The sequence below is a fragment of the Shewanella sp. BJSY2023SW005 genome (genome assembly GCF_047314585.1).
GTDB classification, from domain to species: Bacteria; Pseudomonadota; Gammaproteobacteria; order Enterobacterales; family Shewanellaceae; genus Shewanella; species Shewanella algae.
Map to the genome: position 1 here is coordinate 1 of NZ_JBKORJ010000044.1, position 16223 is coordinate 16223.

A 16223-nucleotide genomic window follows, 5' to 3' on the forward strand; every position below is an offset into this window, starting at 1 on the left:
CAGGGCGGGATTCCACTTTGCTTATATCTTAACCAAATAACAACTCTGAGCGAAATGTAGGACTCCAACCAGCACGGCGGCGCTTACCTGCCAGACTGTCTTTTTTGCCTTGGTGCTGCCTTATCGCACTCAGAGCCGCTCGGTTAAATAGGGCGAGATGCTTTGCGCCATCAGGATCCGTTACCTTCAGCGCATCTTCGCGGAAGACCACATCCAGCACCCAATGGAGCTGATTTTCTACCCCCCAATGCTCTCGAATAGTCCTCGCGGCCTCTTCGGCATTGAGCGGTAAGGAACTGACATACCAGCGTGAAGAACATGATGTTATTCCATCGACTGTCCGTTCACTGGCAACTTCGATAAATGAGGTGATGTGCGGCCACTTTTTCTTAAGTTCCGCTGATAATTCTGCTTCTATCTGCATGACTGTTCGGCGCTCCCTGCGGCCATGACCCATGTTGAACTGCTCAAATATAGCCAGTTCTGGCTGCTCATACGCTTTACTGAAGCTGGTTTTGACTGCTTCAAATAATCCCGGCTGGTTCGACTTGAGCTGAATAATGAAATCACCGTTCCCCTGTTTAATTTTGTTCATGGTAGACACCTGACAATGCAGTGCATCCAGCGTCAGAACGGCATTATCCAGTGCCATAGCATCAATCATGTTGCGGGCGACTTCAGCTTCTTTCCCTTTAGAATGTGAACTGTCTTGGTAAAGTGTAATGCCGTTGCCGACATCAAATGCGCTGACAACATGGAGTGCATTCTTAGCATCCTCACTCCACGCCCCGCGCAGGGTTTTTCCATCCAGCGCGATAACGGTTTTCCCTTCCGTTTGCCGTTGCTCATTGATCCAGCCAAATATGGCTTGAAGGAGCAGTTCGCTGTCCAATGCTTTGATTATATTACTGATACAATGCCTTTTAGGGATGCCATTTTCAAATTTTCGGTACAGACGGAGCCAATCTAGCTGTTCTTCTCCGAATTCCTGAATGGACTTCCACCCAGTCGCACCGCTGAGGATAGCACTGAGTGTCAGGAACACCACATCCACTAAATTATGCTTTAGATTGATGTCCTTACGGGGATCGGTAATCTGTTCTAGTTGTTTCAAAAGGGTCATGGTCATCTGTGGATTAAGGGCAAGGCAGATCAGATCATGACCAACCGTAAAAGTTCAATTTAAAGTGGGATCCCGCCCTGGCGTGAACTATGGGTGCTAAGAGAATTTCTTTCCTATCTTCCGATTGAATTTGATGAGTCAGAGCTTTCCGAATCAGATCAGGAGCCAAATGACGTTTTCTATCTGGGTTACGGCTTCCAGATCAAGGAGGTGCTGTCTCCTGGTCGTAAGAGAGGCAAAGAATATAAAGACAAGTTAGGCTCGATTACCGAGAATACAAAGCCAGAAGATTTTCTAGAGCAATATTCACCAATTCATATTCCATTGAGTGAATCATTGCCTTGCGTAGCGTCAGAGCTTAGCAGGCATCGAAAAGAAAAATATTCTGATGACACCGGCAATATTGATGTCCTCGTCTATCTGAACCTGTCAGATACTACATACACTAATGAGCCTGTAAAATATTCATCCGTTGAGTTCACACTTTGGAAATCCGTTTCTCTGGTAAGTAATAATTGTGCGATAGTCCTAGCCTGCCATGAGAAAAGCAACGACTTACTTTCAGGTCAGGTAGGCGTACTGCATGTCAAAAACTAACAAGGCCAGCCAGAGGGACACAAAAACCGCCGCTTCGCTCTGGTTTTCGTGCCCCTGCTGGCGGCGTTAGCGCAATTAAAAATCGAGAAAAGTATGGAAATAGAAAGTAAAAGCACATTCGAACGCGCCCTTAAAGAGGGTATTAATGTTTTCACAGGGGCAGGGTTCTCATTGCTCGCAAAAGATAGAACAGGACTTGATCTTCCTGTTGGAGACAAACTTCGGCAAGAAATATTGACAAAATTTCCTGAAGCTCCAAAGTCATTGCAACTGCCTCAACTATGCACATTTATCTCCAGATCTAGAAAGGATGATCTAATTTCATTTATTAAAGCGAGATTTGATGTAGGTGAGTACAGTCCTCTGTATAAAAACTTAGAATTCATAAACCTTAAATATATTTTTACCACAAACGTAGATAACTTAGTTGAGTCTGTATTTCGTGAAAATCCTAACAAGTATATAAATAATGCAAGTCTTAATGGTGTAAGCATACAAGATAAATCGGCCATCGATTATATATATTTACATGGTAGTGTTTCCGATGCCGAATCAACCCTAATATTCGGCGACCTTGATATCGCAAGTGCTTTTTCGAGTGACCCTAATAGATGGAACTTCTTCCGGTCATTAATGAATAAATACCCTACTCTATTCTGGGGGTATGCGCTAAGAGATGCAGGAACTTTACAGGCATTCTCGGATGCTATCGAAGATAGGAATAGAAAAAACTCATGGATAATAGTGCATCCTGAGTACAATACCGATGACGAGGTCATGTATTTCAAGTCGCTAGGGTTAAAGATCATTCGATCCGACACATCTGATTTCCTTAAGTATCTAAAGTCCTTTGAATCAGATTTAGATATTAAATCAACTTCATATGTCAATCCATTCCCCGAATACTCAATTCCCTCTCATTCCGATATACAACATAGGGCAATCCAAGATTTTTTTGAGGGAGCGACTCCGGGGTGGAGCGACATCTATTCGCAGCGTGTCGCTAAACTTCGTTTTTACGACGATATTGAGGAGTTAGTAAATAGAAAGCGAAATGTGCTAATTACAGGTGGACCGGCAACTGGGAAAACTACTCTTCTCATGCAGGTCGCTGCGCTCCATGATTTTAATGGCATTAAACTCATGCTCTCAGATATATCAATTCCTAAAGCACAAAATATAGCTGCTAAATTGTCTGATATCCCTACATTGCTATTTGTTGATAACTTACAAACATCAATAGAGGCATTAAATTACCTATCTGCGAAGAGTAATTTTCAGCTTGTTATTGCGGAAAGAGATTATGCTTATCTCTCAGCATCGAACGCAAACTTCTTAAGAAAGAATATTGAAATTATCGATATTGCTAATCTTAATGATCAAGATGCTCAAATAATTATCGAGAATATTCCCGCAGACATTAAAGCAAGGAAGAAATACAGATTGAATGCGGGTGACTCTCTGTTTGAATTGATTGAAAAAAATTGTAGAACACCATCTATAAAAGACCGTTTTAATAATGTGATCGAAGATCTCCGCAAAAGAGATGATAAGTTAGTCCAGTTATTTCTCATGGCCTGTTACCTACATTCAGGCAGAAGCGTTACATCAATGGACGTGTTATATAGCTATTTTAGTAAGGCGTACAACGATTATGCAGAATTATATGAACTTGTTTCTATATTAAGTAGTAGCTTGTCAGAATATGCAGGTGAATTCGCAGAAGATAATCAAGATTATTTTTCGATTCGTTCTAACTTATTGGCCGACCACATTTCGACGATTGCCCCAACGGCTGATCTCGCGAAAATGCTGACAAGGTTCCATAAAAATGTACCGAGGTACAGCATCCCTAACTACGATTCATTCAAAAGGCGTGCATATGATGCTCGCCTATTTGAAAGAGCGTTTCCTGAAGTTCGCGATGGCGAAGTAATATATGACATCATTTATAAGAAATACCCTTCGCCTTTTAATTTGCAGCAAAAAGCACTATACATGAGCCGAAGAGATGACCATCAGCGAGCATTTGAGGTGATAGACGAAGCAATAGCGAAGAGTGGAAGCAGAAACTGGTCTATTAAAAACTCACATGCAATTATTAAATTTAGAGCAAATATATCACGGGTAGACTCTGGTGATGTTAGAAAAGCTTTGAATGAAAGCATGAGCTCGTTAGAACAATGTCATTCCGCAGATGTCAGGAAGGCTTTTCATGCTATGACATATGCAGATCATGCATTACGATATTGGAAAAAATACCGTGATAAGACCGCAGTAGAATATTTAGAAACTGCAAAGAATTGGTTGCAAGAAGAATCTGACTCAGACAACAAAATTGGTAATGTTATGAGGCTTCTCAGACAGGTTGAGAAAGCTTTGTTGTCATCGTGACAGCGCTAACAAGGCGCAGCAACGGACTGTCAAACCTGTCACTTTTTGTGCTATTCGCACAAAAAACGCCAGCTTTGCCAGCCGCTGTGCGCGGCGTTATAGCTTACATTGATTTATGAGGTTAATCGTTGAAATCAAAAGAAGTGATTCAGGAAGTTAGAAAGGCTCTTGGTAATACAAAACAAGCAGGCGAAACATCGGTTTCAATTGAAGCAATGGATAACTTCATGGCTCAACTAGAGAAGAGAGCCGAACAAGTTGGGGAGTTTAACAAACTTGAGCATGAACGTTTATTGAAGGAATTTGAGGCGAATAACGCTAGAAATATAGCGGCGTCTCAGAATATGACCTCCCACAGTATCGAAATGTTTAAGTCTGTTATCACTGCGGGACAAGCTGCTTTAAAATCTAGCATGATCATAAATGGTGGTGCAGCGGCTGCGTTGCTAGCCTTTACTGGAAAAATATGGACTGAAGGTTCAACCAAGCTAGTTACAAATGCTCTAACCCACTCAATTTTGTTGTTTTGCATTGGTGTGCTTTTGGCGGCATTCGCAACTGGGACCACTTATCTAGCTCAATTTTCGTATGCGAGAGAATGGCGAAAAACAGGTAATTTCGTTAATGTTTTGAGTGTTGGGAGTGTTTTGTCTTCTTATGGTGTGTTCCTTTATGCTTGTATAAAAGCATCTAGTTCGTTCGCTGTCCATTTTGGAACGCTATAACAAACGACTATGGCGTCAATCCTTTATTTTGGGCGATGTTTTGGTCCCACATGATGCCATCTCGAAGCATAGAGTTTAGGATGACCACCATCTTGCGAACGCAGGCAATAATCGCCACTTTCTTTGGTTTTCCAGCTTCGAGTAATCAAATAACAAGGACACCCATAATTAGCTGAGTAAAGGCTCTAGTCATGTCTGTGTTAGAAAGATAGGACAGCCATACCTTTTTGATGTTTCTCACAGCCTTGACTAGCCTTTGAAATACCCATCAAAGCTCAGTCGAAAAAGGCAACAAGGACACCCACAATTAGCCAGCGGCAACAAGGACACCCACAATTAGCTGAGTAAAAGCTTTAGTCATGTCTGTCTTACAGAAAGGCAGATGTTTCCATTGAAAGAACTTTGTTTTTCAAGCCTTTGAGGGATGTTCGGTTATAGAAGTGAGTGCAAGAATTACGGGGCGGTTTTATTTAGTTCTATTTAACGTAAAGGCCTGTGCATATTTGCGAACTAACAGATGCTTATGCTGAAAAGGCAACAAGGACACCCACAATTAGCCAGCGGCAACAAGAACACCCACAATTAGCTGAGTAAAAGCTTTAGTCATGTCTGTCTTACAGAAAGGCAGATGTTTCCATTGAAAGAACTTTGTTTTTCAAGCCTTTGAGGGATGTTCGGTTATAGAAGTGAGTGCAAGAATTACGGGGCGGTTTTATTTAGTTCTATTTAACGTAAAGGCCTGTGCATATTTGCGAACTAACAGATGCTTATGCTGCAACACAGCCAGTGATTCCACACCAGACACTGGGTATCTCCTTCCAGGACGCACTGACACGGTGTCTAATATGAATAAATTTTCGAATGTCTAACGATAGGGATATCAAGGAATGGCCTTGCGGCATCGGGTTTCTTTGGAAATCACAAGTACAACGACAAGTGATCTACTATTCGCCGTCGCTATTTACGTTAAATTGGCCTGCAGTTCCATTTCGCTGTGAATCTTGTGAGAGCTCATAGCCTGCATTTTTTGCCAAAAGGGGCTGTTTAAAAAACGTTTTTCCTGCTGATAGTAATGAGCACGCATGGCCAGATAATGCTGGTAGCGCTGGATGAGCATTTGCTGATATTGCATCAGACCATGGTGAGTGTCATGACCTGATGTTTTGAATATACCCGCGATGATATCTGCACAGGTGACACCGTCGGCCATGGCTTTGATGATCCCGCCTGAGGTGATGGGATCGAATGTGCAGGCAGCGTCACCAATGGCAAGCCAGTTTTTGCCTGTGGCAGGGTTTAAACAAAATGAGGAGGCTGGATAGCGTTTAGGCTGGGGATCTTCGGGAGTGACTCCCTGCAGCAGCGCCTTGGTATTGGGAGAGTTAACCAGGATATCGAGCCAGTTGTTTGTCGCATGAAGCTTGAGTGTTTTAGCTGTTTGGGGATCCGTCGTTAAGCTTATCAGTACTCTGTCATTTGGCAGACGGGCCGCATACCACCAGCCATTTTCAACAGCTTCAAGGTGTGTTTGCTGTGACAAAGGATAGTGTTTATCTGTGATGATAAAGCGGCGTCCCAGGCTCACCAGGGCATGGTTTGATTGTTTTTTACTTCCCTGGGTTTGGGCGAAGCTGGCGCGTGCTCCGCTGGCATCAACAACGAACTTGGCATTGAGTTGATGTTCAGCGCCCTGTCTATCAAGCGTTAAATGATAGTGTTTGTCATTGATAAGCTTGCCAGTTTTAAATTGGCATTGGGTTAACAAGGTTACACCTGCACTTTGTGCCTGCTCGGCTAAAAAGCGATTAAATTTTTGGCGATTAAGGTGCCAGCCATGCCCATAGGGGCTGAGCAAGCTGTCGTTAAAGCCATTGCGATTATCTCCCCACCAGAAGAAATCGAGACACCCATAAGAAGATAGTCAAGACGACTAATAATTAAGACACCCATTATAAATAACCAATAATTAAGACACCCAAACCAATAATTAAGACACCCATTATAAATAACCGATTGTAAATGTTGGGTGAGAAAAATATCTAGTGATCTAGCTTGTAAAATACTGTGTTTCTATTGAAAGAAAATAGTGTTTCAGGCCATTTGAAGGCCATTCGACTATTGAAGTGAGTGCAAAATTCGAATTTCAGGCATTATTGAAATCGAACAAAGTTCGACTCAGTTGGTGGAGAAGACTAAGGGGATTTAGCTAAACAACTTCTGACAATTAGCAGCCCCTTGCCTTCGTCGTCGTTGTAGGTGAATACAGTAGTCTGTAAGAGATTCCAGTGTCCCAACCGGCCCCTTGAATAGACGGCTAAAATCCGTCGTCAACTTGAGCCAGTTGCCGACGGGGATGTTTAAACGATTCAAAATGGTCGTAGTGCCAGCAGTAATCTGGCCGCGCTTGTCATGGCGGATAATACGCCCGGTATCATCGACCAGTTGCAGATAATCCTTGGCTTCAAAGTGCAATCCTTGTGGCATGTTCAGCCGTTCATTGCCGACAAAGGGTAACAGCTCAGGTGTGTTTTTGCCTTGCATCGCGGCCTGTATCCGCCGTTGAATACTGGTATAGTCTGAGTCTTCTGGGGTTTTGGCTATTCCCGCGCGGATAGGGTTCAAGTCAACATAAGCCATGCAGGCCAATACCGCTGCATCATCCAACAATGGCTGGGATTTGAAGCGGCCTTCCCAAAAGCGACCGCTGCATCCGTCTTCCCGATTGGCTTGTCTGGCAATAGGTTCATTGAGCGCCCGCATAAACCAACTGATATCCATCAAACGTTGGCGATAGACTTCAGTGGTTTGTTGCAGGGTGAGATATTCAATATCAGAAAGTGTTTCACCGCGCAGAAAACGCTGAGATAACAGAGTTCCACTGTAAAGCAGATGCCAACGCTGTAAAACCTGCTCCAATGTCCATTCAGTGGCGGTTTTCAAGTCAACTCTGAGTACCAAATGCAGATGATTGGACATGACCGCATAGGCACACAAGTCAATGGCGAACACTGCCGCCAGTTCCAATAGACGCGACTCAACCCAATCGCGGCGATGTTCGTAGCTCTTGCCCGAATAGTCATCAACGCCACATAGAAAGGCGCGGCGTACACAGCGGGAGATGCAGTGATAGAAGGGGGTGTCCTCAAGACTGACTTGAGCATATCTTGGCCTCGGCATGGCATCCTTTCCTTTTCAAAGGCTCCATTCAAGCCTAGACAAGGAGTCAACAATCCGCCAAGAATTATGGGTATCCCCATTTTGATTTAGGATGTCCTGTATATTTTCTGTATATTTTGTAGCATCGTATGCTGATTGACCAATACTGGAGAACAGTCTATGCCTCAACTTGGAGTTTCAGAGTTTTCAATGATCGTTGTAACGACAGGAAAACCGAAGCTAACAAAGATCCGAAACATTGCAAATAGACCACCTTACGCGTTTTATAAAGACTACTACTTGTCGCTGAGGACTGCGATTAAAAGCCTATTTACGCAAAAACGCCACATATCGTATCTCTACGAAATTTGCAGAAAACAAAAAAACGCCAGCAAAAAAATAAACTACGAGAAAGTTGCAAATAATTTTAAAGACTGGCAATCAGGGAAAAATATTCAGGCATTTCAACCTCCTAAAGATAGTTACAATTACTCTAGAACTAGCATTACATGCAACCCTGAATTGAATGTTGTACTGCATGGTCAACCTAGATTAGTAAAACTTCACTTCAACGCATCAGAGAAAATGACTCAGGAACGAGCAAACATTATTTTTGCGCTTATGGAAGAAGCTATCGGTGATCATGAGTTTGAGTATTCAGTACTCGATTTAACCACTGGTAAAGAGTTTTTCTTCAATAGTAACTATGAAAAAACGTTTATGTGCATAAACGCAGAGATCATTAACCTAGAAAATAACTGGGAAAATTAACTTCTCTGTAGTCAGACGCGGATGTCTGCTTGTCGCCAACAGCGGCCGAGCGTAGCGAGGTTCAGCGCACGCAATGCGTGATGCTGCTTGGTCTTGTTATGTTTTTAAGAATGCCAAATTCTGTATCTGTATCTAGTTTAAAGGAAGTAAAGCTACCATATTGGTTTTCAATAAAGAGAGCAACAAAGAAAAAATATGGACACCCAACGTTAATATTAAGAAAAAATATGGACACCCAACGTTAATATTAAAAAGAAATAAATAATCGAGACACCCAGTATTAGCTGCTAGTGGTTGTCCGGAGAGTCAAGTATGACGATAACAGCTGTAGGCAAATCCATGGCGCTGGCTTTGAAGGAACAGGGCTTCAAGCCGGTTCAGGAATGTGAAGCAAAGATCCCCGGGTGCGTCGCGCTTTTGAAAAGGCAAACCTGGGCCAGCAATAGAGCCGTAGCTATGGTTTATCTGGCTGAGTTGCCTTCAGATATGGATACTTACATCAGCCAGTTAAGGAACAGAGTCGCGTTTAAGGTGGGATTCCTGCCGCTAGTTTGGGGTTTGTATCTTCAGGTTATTATCTTTTGCCCCAAAATCAGTGAAGAAGCACTCTCCCCGGCAGATTATGTAGCCAAGTTGGATAATCAATGGGCCATAGTGCAAAGCGTTTTCTTGGTCGATACAGTCAATAAGGTTTTCAAAGAGGGCAGAGCTTGGGGCCAGTTTTTGAGCTCCAGCTACCAGGATGCGATTTCAAGCGAGCTACAGGCCTTTTATACAAAGAGTGATAGATAATTTATGGTTGGAAAATGATCCCTAACTTGGATATTGCCGGCGATTGGCGAGCTTACCTCGAGGCCAGGGCGAACGGAATTAAGTCTTTATGGAAAAAAGAGTTGGCAGCCGTGCTTGAGCGCATAGACGCGCTCGAGGGTGAGGCGCTGGCATCTTACCATGAGTCGCTATGTGAATTGGCTCTCTGCCGTTCACAGCCGGATATAAACGCCCCGCAAGCCGCGAGCGAGGAGGTTAGCCAACTTGAGCTGGACAGTCCTTCACTGGCACTGCCCTTGGCCCACTCTGGATTACTGCCAAAGTTGCAGGCGTTTTGGCTGGCACGTTTTGATGAGCCCAGAGTAAAACTTTGGCTCTACTGCGCTTATGGGCTCCAGGATACTTATATCAAAATGCGGCCGCTACTGGGTGCCGCAGAAGGCATTGATAATCCGTCTCCCGAGATTTTGCTGCAGCAAATACTGGCCGATAGCGGGGTTACAGACTTCCTGCGCCAGCAAGCAGCATTGCATTTGGCCCGCAGTCTGTTGGAAAGCCTGGATTTTGCGTTGCATGAAGTGCCGTATTGTTTGTGTATTCGGGCCGATATCTGTTGGCAGATGCTAGATGAGCTTGATGAGTTGGCCACTATTTTACCGGTTGTGCCGTTATCCCGCTTTAATTTGAGTGGTGAGGCTTATCGCCGGGCATTGACGCTGTGGTGCAACTATTGCGATTACACGGAAGAGCAAGGTGCGCGTGGGCACGAGCCGCTTGAGTATGATGACTGGTGTGCCAAACTGGCAGAAGAGCACGATTGAAAGCGTTTGAGTTGATGCTCAGGAGGGCGAAGTGTTGATACGCTCCCGGGCAAAACGCTTGATTGTAGGCATGGGGATTTAGCGCGCACAGATACACGGCATGATATAAAATGGCGTGCAAATTTTATTGCAAACTAAAGGAGCGCGAGTGCAGCAGAATCAAAATGAGCAGGCATCAGACCTGGCACAAATCTGGGTCGATGCCGATGCCTGCCCGGTAGTGATCCGCGAAATGTTGGTGCGGGCGGCGGCGCGTACCGGCATCAATATCACTTTTGTCGCCAATCAGGCGCTCAGGATAATAGGTGCTGCCAGTGTCAAAACCTTACAAGTTCCCAAGGGGTTTGATGTGGCCGATAACGAAATCGTGCGCCTGTGTCAGGCCGGCGATTTGGTGATCAGCAATGATATTCCGCTGGCGGCCGAGGTGATAGACAAGGGCGCCAAGGCGCTCAATAGCCGCGGTGAGCTGCTGAATCGCGACAATGTGCGTGCCCGCCTCAATATGCGGGATTTTCTCGATACCCTGCGTGCCAGCGGTATAGATACCGGTGGCAGTCCCAAGTTGAGCCAGGCAGATAGACAGGCCTTTGCCAATGAGCTGGATAAATATCTGCTGCACTGGCAGCGCGCTAAGACGCGTCAGGGGTAAGCCTGCCAAGCCTAGATTTGAAATCACAGAGATTCGAAATCACAGGGACTCGAAAGCTCAGAGACTTGAAATTTTAACAGCTATGCAGGATTCAGAGCCTACGCAGAATTCAGTTCCTATTTAAGATCTGGCTGCAGCTCAAGACCTGTCATCCATCCACGACAGGGCATCCATTCAAGACGTGCCCAGATCCGGCGCCTCCGGCAGCGCTTGCTGCAAAAAGTCCAAGAGCAGGCCGACCTTGGGCGACAGATGGCGGTTCTGTGGGTATAAGGCCCAAATACCCTCAGGCGCCGCCTGGTAAGACTCAAGCACTGATACCAGGGCGCCGCTGGCGAGATCCTCGCCGACATAATAATCTGGCAGTTGCACCAGCCCGAGCCCTTTGCGGGCAGCGTCCAATAGCCCAGGGCCAGAATTACACACCAAGCGGCCACTCAAACGCCATTGACGTTCCTGGCCCTGCTCGATAAAACGCCAGTAAGGGTGGTTACCCAGTAAACATTGATGCCGATGCAGCTCGCCCAGAGTGTGAGGCACGCCGTGGTTGGCCAGATACTCCGGGCTGGCGCAGACATAATTGCGGCGACTGCCAAGACGCCGCGCCATCAAGCTGGAGTCCGCCAGCTTACCCAGTCGAATCGCCAAATCATAACCGCCATCAATGAGATCCAGCGTCTTGTTGTTGAGATCCAGTTGCAGATCCAGCTTGGGGTGCTGGCAGAGAAAGTCATTCAGTAGTGGCAGAATAAACTGCTCGCCGTAAGTGACCGGCGCCGTCACCCGCAGCAAGCCCTGCGGGGTCTGTTTCAAACTGCCAAGGGCGCGCTCAGCTTCTTCTATGCCATCTTGCAGCAAACGGCAGTGGCGATAATAAAGCTGGCCCTCTTCACTGAGCGACACCTTGCGGGTAGTGCGATAGAAGAGTTTGCTTGCCAGGCGTTTCTCCAGCGCGGCGATTTGGCGGCTTATCTGCGCCACAGACAAGTTGAGCCGCTCGGCGGCGCGGGTAAAGCTCTGGCTCTCGGCCACGGCGATAAATTCGCTGATCCCTTCCCAGTGGTTCATTATTACTTCTCAGTAAAAGTGATTTGTATATTTGGCTGATTATCTTTTATTTGGGAATAAATACAATGTTGGCATCCGGTTTATGAGCCAAGAGGTTCGTTACCGAATCAATCACAACAGAAGGAAGCGACAATGACAGACAAATTTATCAAGTCCCGCGCCGCCGTAGCCTGGGCTGCCGGTGAGCCGTTGAAGATGGAAGAGGTGGATGTGATGTTGCCCAAGGTCGGTGAGGTATTGGTGCGCATTGTTGCCAGTGGTGTGTGTCATACCGATGCCTTTACTTTGAGCGGCGACGACCCAGAAGGCGTGTTTCCGGCCATTCTCGGCCATGAGGGCGGCGGTATAGTGGAGATGGTCGGCGAAGGCGTCACCAGTGTGGCGGTGGGCGATCATGTTATTCCTCTTTACACGCCTGAATGCGGTGAGTGTAAGTTCTGCCGCTCCGGCAAGACTAACCTGTGTCAGAAGATCCGCGAGACCCAGGGCAAGGGCCTGATGCCGGATGGAACCACCCGTTTCTTCAAAGACGGCAAGCCGATTTTCCACTACATGGGCTGCTCGACTTTCTCTGAATATACGGTATTGCCTGAGATCTCCCTGGCCAAAGTCAACAAGTCGGCACCGCTGGAAGAGATCTGCCTTCTGGGTTGCGGTGTCACTACCGGCATGGGCGCTGTAATGAATACAGCCAAGGTGGAAGAGGGCGCCACCGTGGCCATCTTCGGGCTCGGTGGCATAGGGTTGTCGGCGGTGATTGGCGCTGTTATGGCCAAGGCCGGTCGCATCATAGGCATAGATGTCAATGAATCCAAGTTTGAACTGGCGAAGAAGCTGGGGGCAACCGAGTGCATCAACCCCAAGGACTATGACAAGCCTATTCAGCAGGTGATTGTGGATTTGACCGACGGTGGCGTCGATTATTCGTTCGAGTGTATCGGCAATGTGGATGTGATGCGTTCGGCGCTCGAGTGTTGCCACAAGGGCTGGGGCGAGTCAGTGATCATTGGGGTTGCCGGTGCCGGACAGGAGATCTCCACCAGACCCTTCCAACTGGTGACCGGCCGGGTGTGGAAAGGCTCGGCTTTCGGTGGTGTCAAAGGACGCTCACAGTTGCCAGACATAGTGGAAGATTATCTGGCCGGTAAATTCAAGCTGGATGACTTTATCACCCACACCATGGGGCTTGAAGATATCAATGAAGCCTTCGAGCTGATGCATGAAGGCAAGAGCATTCGCAGCGTGATCCACTTCTGAGGACCTTCTTATGGAAAATATCAGTAACAACAGGTCGTTTGGAGGCTGGCACAAGCAGTATCGTCATCACTCCAGCAGTCTGAACTGCGAGATGCGTTTCGCCATCTATCTGCCGGAGCAGGCCAATAGCCAAAAGGTACCTGTGCTGTATTGGCTCTCCGGGTTGACCTGTACGGATGAAAACTTTATGCAAAAGGCCGGGGCCCAGCGCCTCGCGTCTCAGCTGGGGCTGGCCATAGTTTGCCCGGATACCAGCCCGCGCGGAGAAGGTGTGGCTGATGCCGATGATGCCGCCTACGATCTGGGGTTGGGGGCCGGTTTTTATGTCAATGCTACCCAGGCTCCATGGAGCAGCCACTATCGTATGTATGACTATGTGGTAGATGAGTTGCCGGCCTTGATAGAGCAGCACTTTCCGGTATCGGGTAAGCGTGTCATTGCCGGTCACTCCATGGGCGGCCACGGCGCGCTGATGATAGCCCTTAAAAATCCGGGCCGTTATCTCAGCGCCAGCGCCTTTGCCCCCATCAGTCATCCTAGCCAGTGCCCCTGGGGCCAGAAAGCATTTGCTGCCTATCTTGGCAGCGACAGGGAGGCTTGGAAGGCTTATGACACGGTAGAGCTGATAAAAAGTGGTGCCAAAGGGCTACCGATGCGGGTTGATCAGGGCGAGAGTGATTTGTTCCTGGCCGAGCAGTTACTGCCACAGGCCTTGCAGGCCGCCGCCACTGACGCCGGAATTGCGCTGAGTTTTCACAGCCACCCCGGCTATGATCACAGCTACTATTTTATCGCCTCATTTATTGATGAGCAGCTTAAGTTTCATGCCAGCCACCTGGGCTTGTAAACGCTGAGCCTCTCAAATGCAGCGCCGCCGAGGGTTTGCCCCGGCGGCGCTTTTTTATGCGTTATAGCGGCCATTGCCCGGTATCCGCTTGTTGAGTACTTTCTTGTTTACCCCACTTTTGTCTGAGGGGAATTAACGAGCGCAGGGATTAATGGGAGGGAGCATGAAAATAGGCAGATGGCAGACACCCTTCGAGCAGGGGGATCTTTTTATCACCGGGCTCTTCTGGGGCGGTGATTTCATGTTGCAGCTTCCCGGCGGCAAACGCTATCAAATCAAAAATACGCCCCATCCCGGAGTCGATCTCAGCCTGGAGTTGTTTCATTTACCGAGTGAAGGGCGCTATCGGCTGCATTACCACTCGGTCACTGCGTTTCGTATGTTGGATGAACATGGGTTGCTGGAGCTTTGGCAGGCGCTGAGCGAGCTTGGGGACGAACAGGGTTACAACAGCCGCCTGATTAAAGATCACGCCTGGTCGCAGGAAAGCCCAATCAGTTTCTTCCATGGCCACAGTGAAGGCTGGTCACATCTTATCTGCACCGGCGATGAGTGTGTCGAAGTGTTGTGCCCGGGTGCGCCGGAAATCATCTATCTTGGCAAGTGTGCCGCCATGGAGGACTGAAAAATCTTTGGGAAGCGGTGAGATCAGTTGATCTCGACCTTTTCCATCCCCAGTTGCTGCAGCGCTATCACGGCCTGGGTGCGGTTGCGAACCCCCAACTTACGGAAGATAGCGGTGGCGTGGGCCTTGATGGTCGCCTCGGATACGCCCAGGTCGTAGGCTATCTGCTTGTTGAGCAGGCCTTCGGCAAACATCTGCAATACCTTGTATTGCTGCGGCGTCAGCTCAGATAGCTTGCCGGCGACCTTGTCGGTTTCGTCCTCATCATTGATTTCAACCAACTCTATGCCTTGAGGCAGCCAGATATCGCCGAACATTACTGCGGTGATTGCTTCGACAAAGGTTTCCATCGACGCCGATTTGGGAATAAAACCGGCGCCGCCGTAGTGCAGGGCACGGCTGATGGTGGCGGCATCTTCGTGGGCTGAAATCACTATCACCGGCAGTTCGGGGAAATGGGCGCGCAGATGGATAAGGGTGGAGTAGCCATGGGAGCCCGGCATCTGCAGATCCAGTAGTACCAGATCATATCCCTGATGAGTTTGCTCAAGCAGTTTTTGCAGCGCATCGGCACTGTCGGCCTCAAACCAGCGGGTATTGGATAAACCGCTGTTAAGCGCCTGGCGCAGGGCATTGCGAAATAAAGGGTGATCATCGGCGATGATAATATTTAAGTTTTCTGGCTTCATGGCTTGTTATGATTATGGCTCTGCACGCTGAAGAAGGGTCAATGTAACAGAAAAGTGACAAATAATCCTATTGCTTTATCAGGGTTTAAGTGACTTTTTGTTACTGTCGCTTTTAGACTTTAGTCGAGAACGACGGTCAATAAAAGCCTTTTCAGCGGCAAAGACTGTTGCAGAATGAAACCTAAAAAGCCTGTAGCCAGATACAGGCCAGGATTATGCGAGGGCCTAGTTGGCCAGATCATCACTCCAGATCTGGGTCGGCTTTCTGTCTTCATCGACAGCCACGAAGGTGAAGACACCGCGGATAGCGTGCTCGCGCTTATCCTGATACATATCTTCTACAAAAATGTTCACTTCGACTTTCATCGAGGTGTTGCCCACATGGATCACCCGGGCGATCAATTCTGCCAGGCTACCGGCGGGGATCGGTTTTTTGAAATCGATTCTGTCAGAGCTGACGGTGACCAGTGTCTTGCGACAAAAGCGGGTGGCGGCGATAAAGGCGGTTTCATCCATCCAGGCGAGGGCTTCACCGCCAAACAGTGTGTTGTGATGATTGGTAATGGACGGGAAAACCGCCTTGATCACCCGAGCCTCGGCTTGTTCAATTCGGCGCGCTACGGCCGCTTCATATTGGCTCTGTGTCGTTTCTGGCATACGGCAACCTCAAGGTTATGCTGGAAAATCAGGGGCGGTATTATAGTTCGACCAAAGGCGGATTGACAGC

The 16223-nt window shown here is 47.4% G+C and carries 16 protein-coding genes and 1 pseudogene; 10 read left to right on the forward strand and 7 right to left on the reverse strand.

Features of this window, described 5'->3' with window-relative positions; all coding sequences use genetic code 11:
• Window positions 1-28 precede the first annotated feature (28 nt).
• Window positions 29-1123, reverse strand: coding sequence for an ISAs1 family transposase (locus tag ACMHXI_RS13155; RefSeq protein ID WP_109248997.1), 1095 nt, complete (start codon window positions 1121-1123; stop codon window positions 29-31).
• Window positions 1124-1216: 93 nt separating this feature from the next.
• On the opposite strand from ACMHXI_RS13155, the gene ACMHXI_RS13160 reads away from it, so the two are divergent.
• The 3 genes from ACMHXI_RS13160 (at window position 1217) to ACMHXI_RS13170 (ending at window position 4839) form a co-directional block, all read left to right on the forward strand.
• A complete protein-coding gene (locus ACMHXI_RS13160; RefSeq protein ID WP_413735141.1) occupies window positions 1217-1720 on the forward strand; it encodes a DUF1780 domain-containing protein in 504 nt (167 codons plus the stop codon).
• Between the two features lie 93 nt (window positions 1721-1813).
• Window positions 1814-4114 carry an SIR2 family protein gene (locus ACMHXI_RS13165; RefSeq protein WP_413735143.1) on the forward strand — a complete coding sequence of 767 codons (2301 nt, stop codon included), beginning with the start codon at window positions 1814-1816 and terminating at the stop codon, window positions 4112-4114.
• 128 nt (window positions 4115-4242) lie between these two features.
• Window positions 4243-4839, forward strand: a complete 597-nt coding sequence (locus ACMHXI_RS13170) for a hypothetical protein (protein ID WP_011866941.1) — start codon at window positions 4243-4245, stop codon at window positions 4837-4839.
• Window positions 4840-4846: 7 nt separating this feature from the next.
• Here the strand turns inward: ACMHXI_RS13170 and ACMHXI_RS13175 are convergent.
• The 3 genes and pseudogenes from ACMHXI_RS13175 to ACMHXI_RS13185 all read right to left on the reverse strand — a co-directional run.
• Window positions 4847-4984 (reverse strand): annotated as a pseudogene (locus ACMHXI_RS13175) (IS110 family transposase); the annotation flags it as partial.
• An 816-nt stretch (window positions 4985-5800) separates the two neighbouring features.
• Window positions 5801-6694, reverse strand: a complete 894-nt coding sequence (locus tag ACMHXI_RS13180) for an NAD(P)/FAD-dependent oxidoreductase (RefSeq protein WP_218996831.1) — start codon at window positions 6692-6694, stop codon at window positions 5801-5803.
• Between the two features lie 347 nt (window positions 6695-7041).
• The gene (locus tag ACMHXI_RS13185; RefSeq protein ID WP_345872039.1) at window positions 7042-8016 is read right to left on the reverse strand and encodes a transposase; all 975 of its coding nucleotides are present in this window, start codon (window positions 8014-8016) and stop codon (window positions 7042-7044) included.
• Between the two features lie 159 nt (window positions 8017-8175).
• Between ACMHXI_RS13185 and ACMHXI_RS13190 the strand changes: the two genes are divergently transcribed.
• The 4 genes from ACMHXI_RS13190 (at window position 8176) to ACMHXI_RS13205 (ending at window position 11010) form a co-directional block, all read left to right on the forward strand.
• Complete coding sequence (locus ACMHXI_RS13190) at window positions 8176-8766, forward strand: hypothetical protein (RefSeq protein ID WP_413735146.1); 591 nt, start codon at window positions 8176-8178, stop codon at window positions 8764-8766.
• 312 nt (window positions 8767-9078) lie between these two features.
• The gene (locus ACMHXI_RS13195; protein ID WP_392465725.1) at window positions 9079-9558 is read left to right on the forward strand and encodes a hypothetical protein; all 480 of its coding nucleotides are present in this window, start codon (window positions 9079-9081) and stop codon (window positions 9556-9558) included.
• Between the two features lie 14 nt (window positions 9559-9572).
• A complete protein-coding gene (locus tag ACMHXI_RS13200) occupies window positions 9573-10358 on the forward strand; it encodes a hypothetical protein (protein WP_413735148.1) in 786 nt (261 codons plus the stop codon).
• Window positions 10359-10539: 181 nt separating this feature from the next.
• Window positions 10540-11010 carry a YaiI/YqxD family protein gene (locus ACMHXI_RS13205; RefSeq protein ID WP_145839801.1) on the forward strand — a complete coding sequence of 157 codons (471 nt, stop codon included), beginning with the start codon at window positions 10540-10542 and terminating at the stop codon, window positions 11008-11010.
• A gap of 174 nt (window positions 11011-11184) precedes the next feature.
• On the opposite strand, the gene ACMHXI_RS13210 is transcribed toward ACMHXI_RS13205, so the two are convergent.
• Window positions 11185-12078: a LysR substrate-binding domain-containing protein gene (locus ACMHXI_RS13210; protein ID WP_304715110.1), complete on the reverse strand. Its 894-nt coding sequence runs from the start codon at window positions 12076-12078 to the stop codon at window positions 11185-11187.
• A 132-nt stretch (window positions 12079-12210) separates the two neighbouring features.
• Between ACMHXI_RS13210 and ACMHXI_RS13215 the strand changes: the two genes are divergently transcribed.
• The 3 genes from ACMHXI_RS13215 (at window position 12211) to ACMHXI_RS13225 (ending at window position 14807) form a co-directional block, all read left to right on the forward strand.
• The gene (locus tag ACMHXI_RS13215; protein ID WP_345872032.1) at window positions 12211-13335 is read left to right on the forward strand and encodes an S-(hydroxymethyl)glutathione dehydrogenase/class III alcohol dehydrogenase; all 1125 of its coding nucleotides are present in this window, start codon (window positions 12211-12213) and stop codon (window positions 13333-13335) included.
• 10 nt (window positions 13336-13345) lie between these two features.
• On the forward strand, window positions 13346-14182 hold the full coding sequence (gene fghA, locus ACMHXI_RS13220) for an S-formylglutathione hydrolase (protein ID WP_304715108.1): 837 nt from the start codon (window positions 13346-13348) through the stop codon (window positions 14180-14182).
• A 163-nt stretch (window positions 14183-14345) separates the two neighbouring features.
• Window positions 14346-14807 carry a hypothetical protein gene (locus tag ACMHXI_RS13225; RefSeq protein WP_025011191.1) on the forward strand — a complete coding sequence of 154 codons (462 nt, stop codon included), beginning with the start codon at window positions 14346-14348 and terminating at the stop codon, window positions 14805-14807.
• 23 nt (window positions 14808-14830) lie between these two features.
• On the opposite strand, the gene ACMHXI_RS13230 is transcribed toward ACMHXI_RS13225, so the two are convergent.
• Both ACMHXI_RS13230 and ACMHXI_RS13235 read right to left on the reverse strand, forming a co-directional pair.
• Window positions 14831-15496 carry a response regulator transcription factor gene (locus ACMHXI_RS13230; protein ID WP_044734632.1) on the reverse strand — a complete coding sequence of 222 codons (666 nt, stop codon included), beginning with the start codon at window positions 15494-15496 and terminating at the stop codon, window positions 14831-14833.
• A 225-nt stretch (window positions 15497-15721) separates the two neighbouring features.
• Complete coding sequence (locus ACMHXI_RS13235; protein ID WP_045283855.1) at window positions 15722-16153, reverse strand: acyl-CoA thioesterase; 432 nt, start codon at window positions 16151-16153, stop codon at window positions 15722-15724.
• Window positions 16154-16223 lie beyond the last annotated feature (70 nt).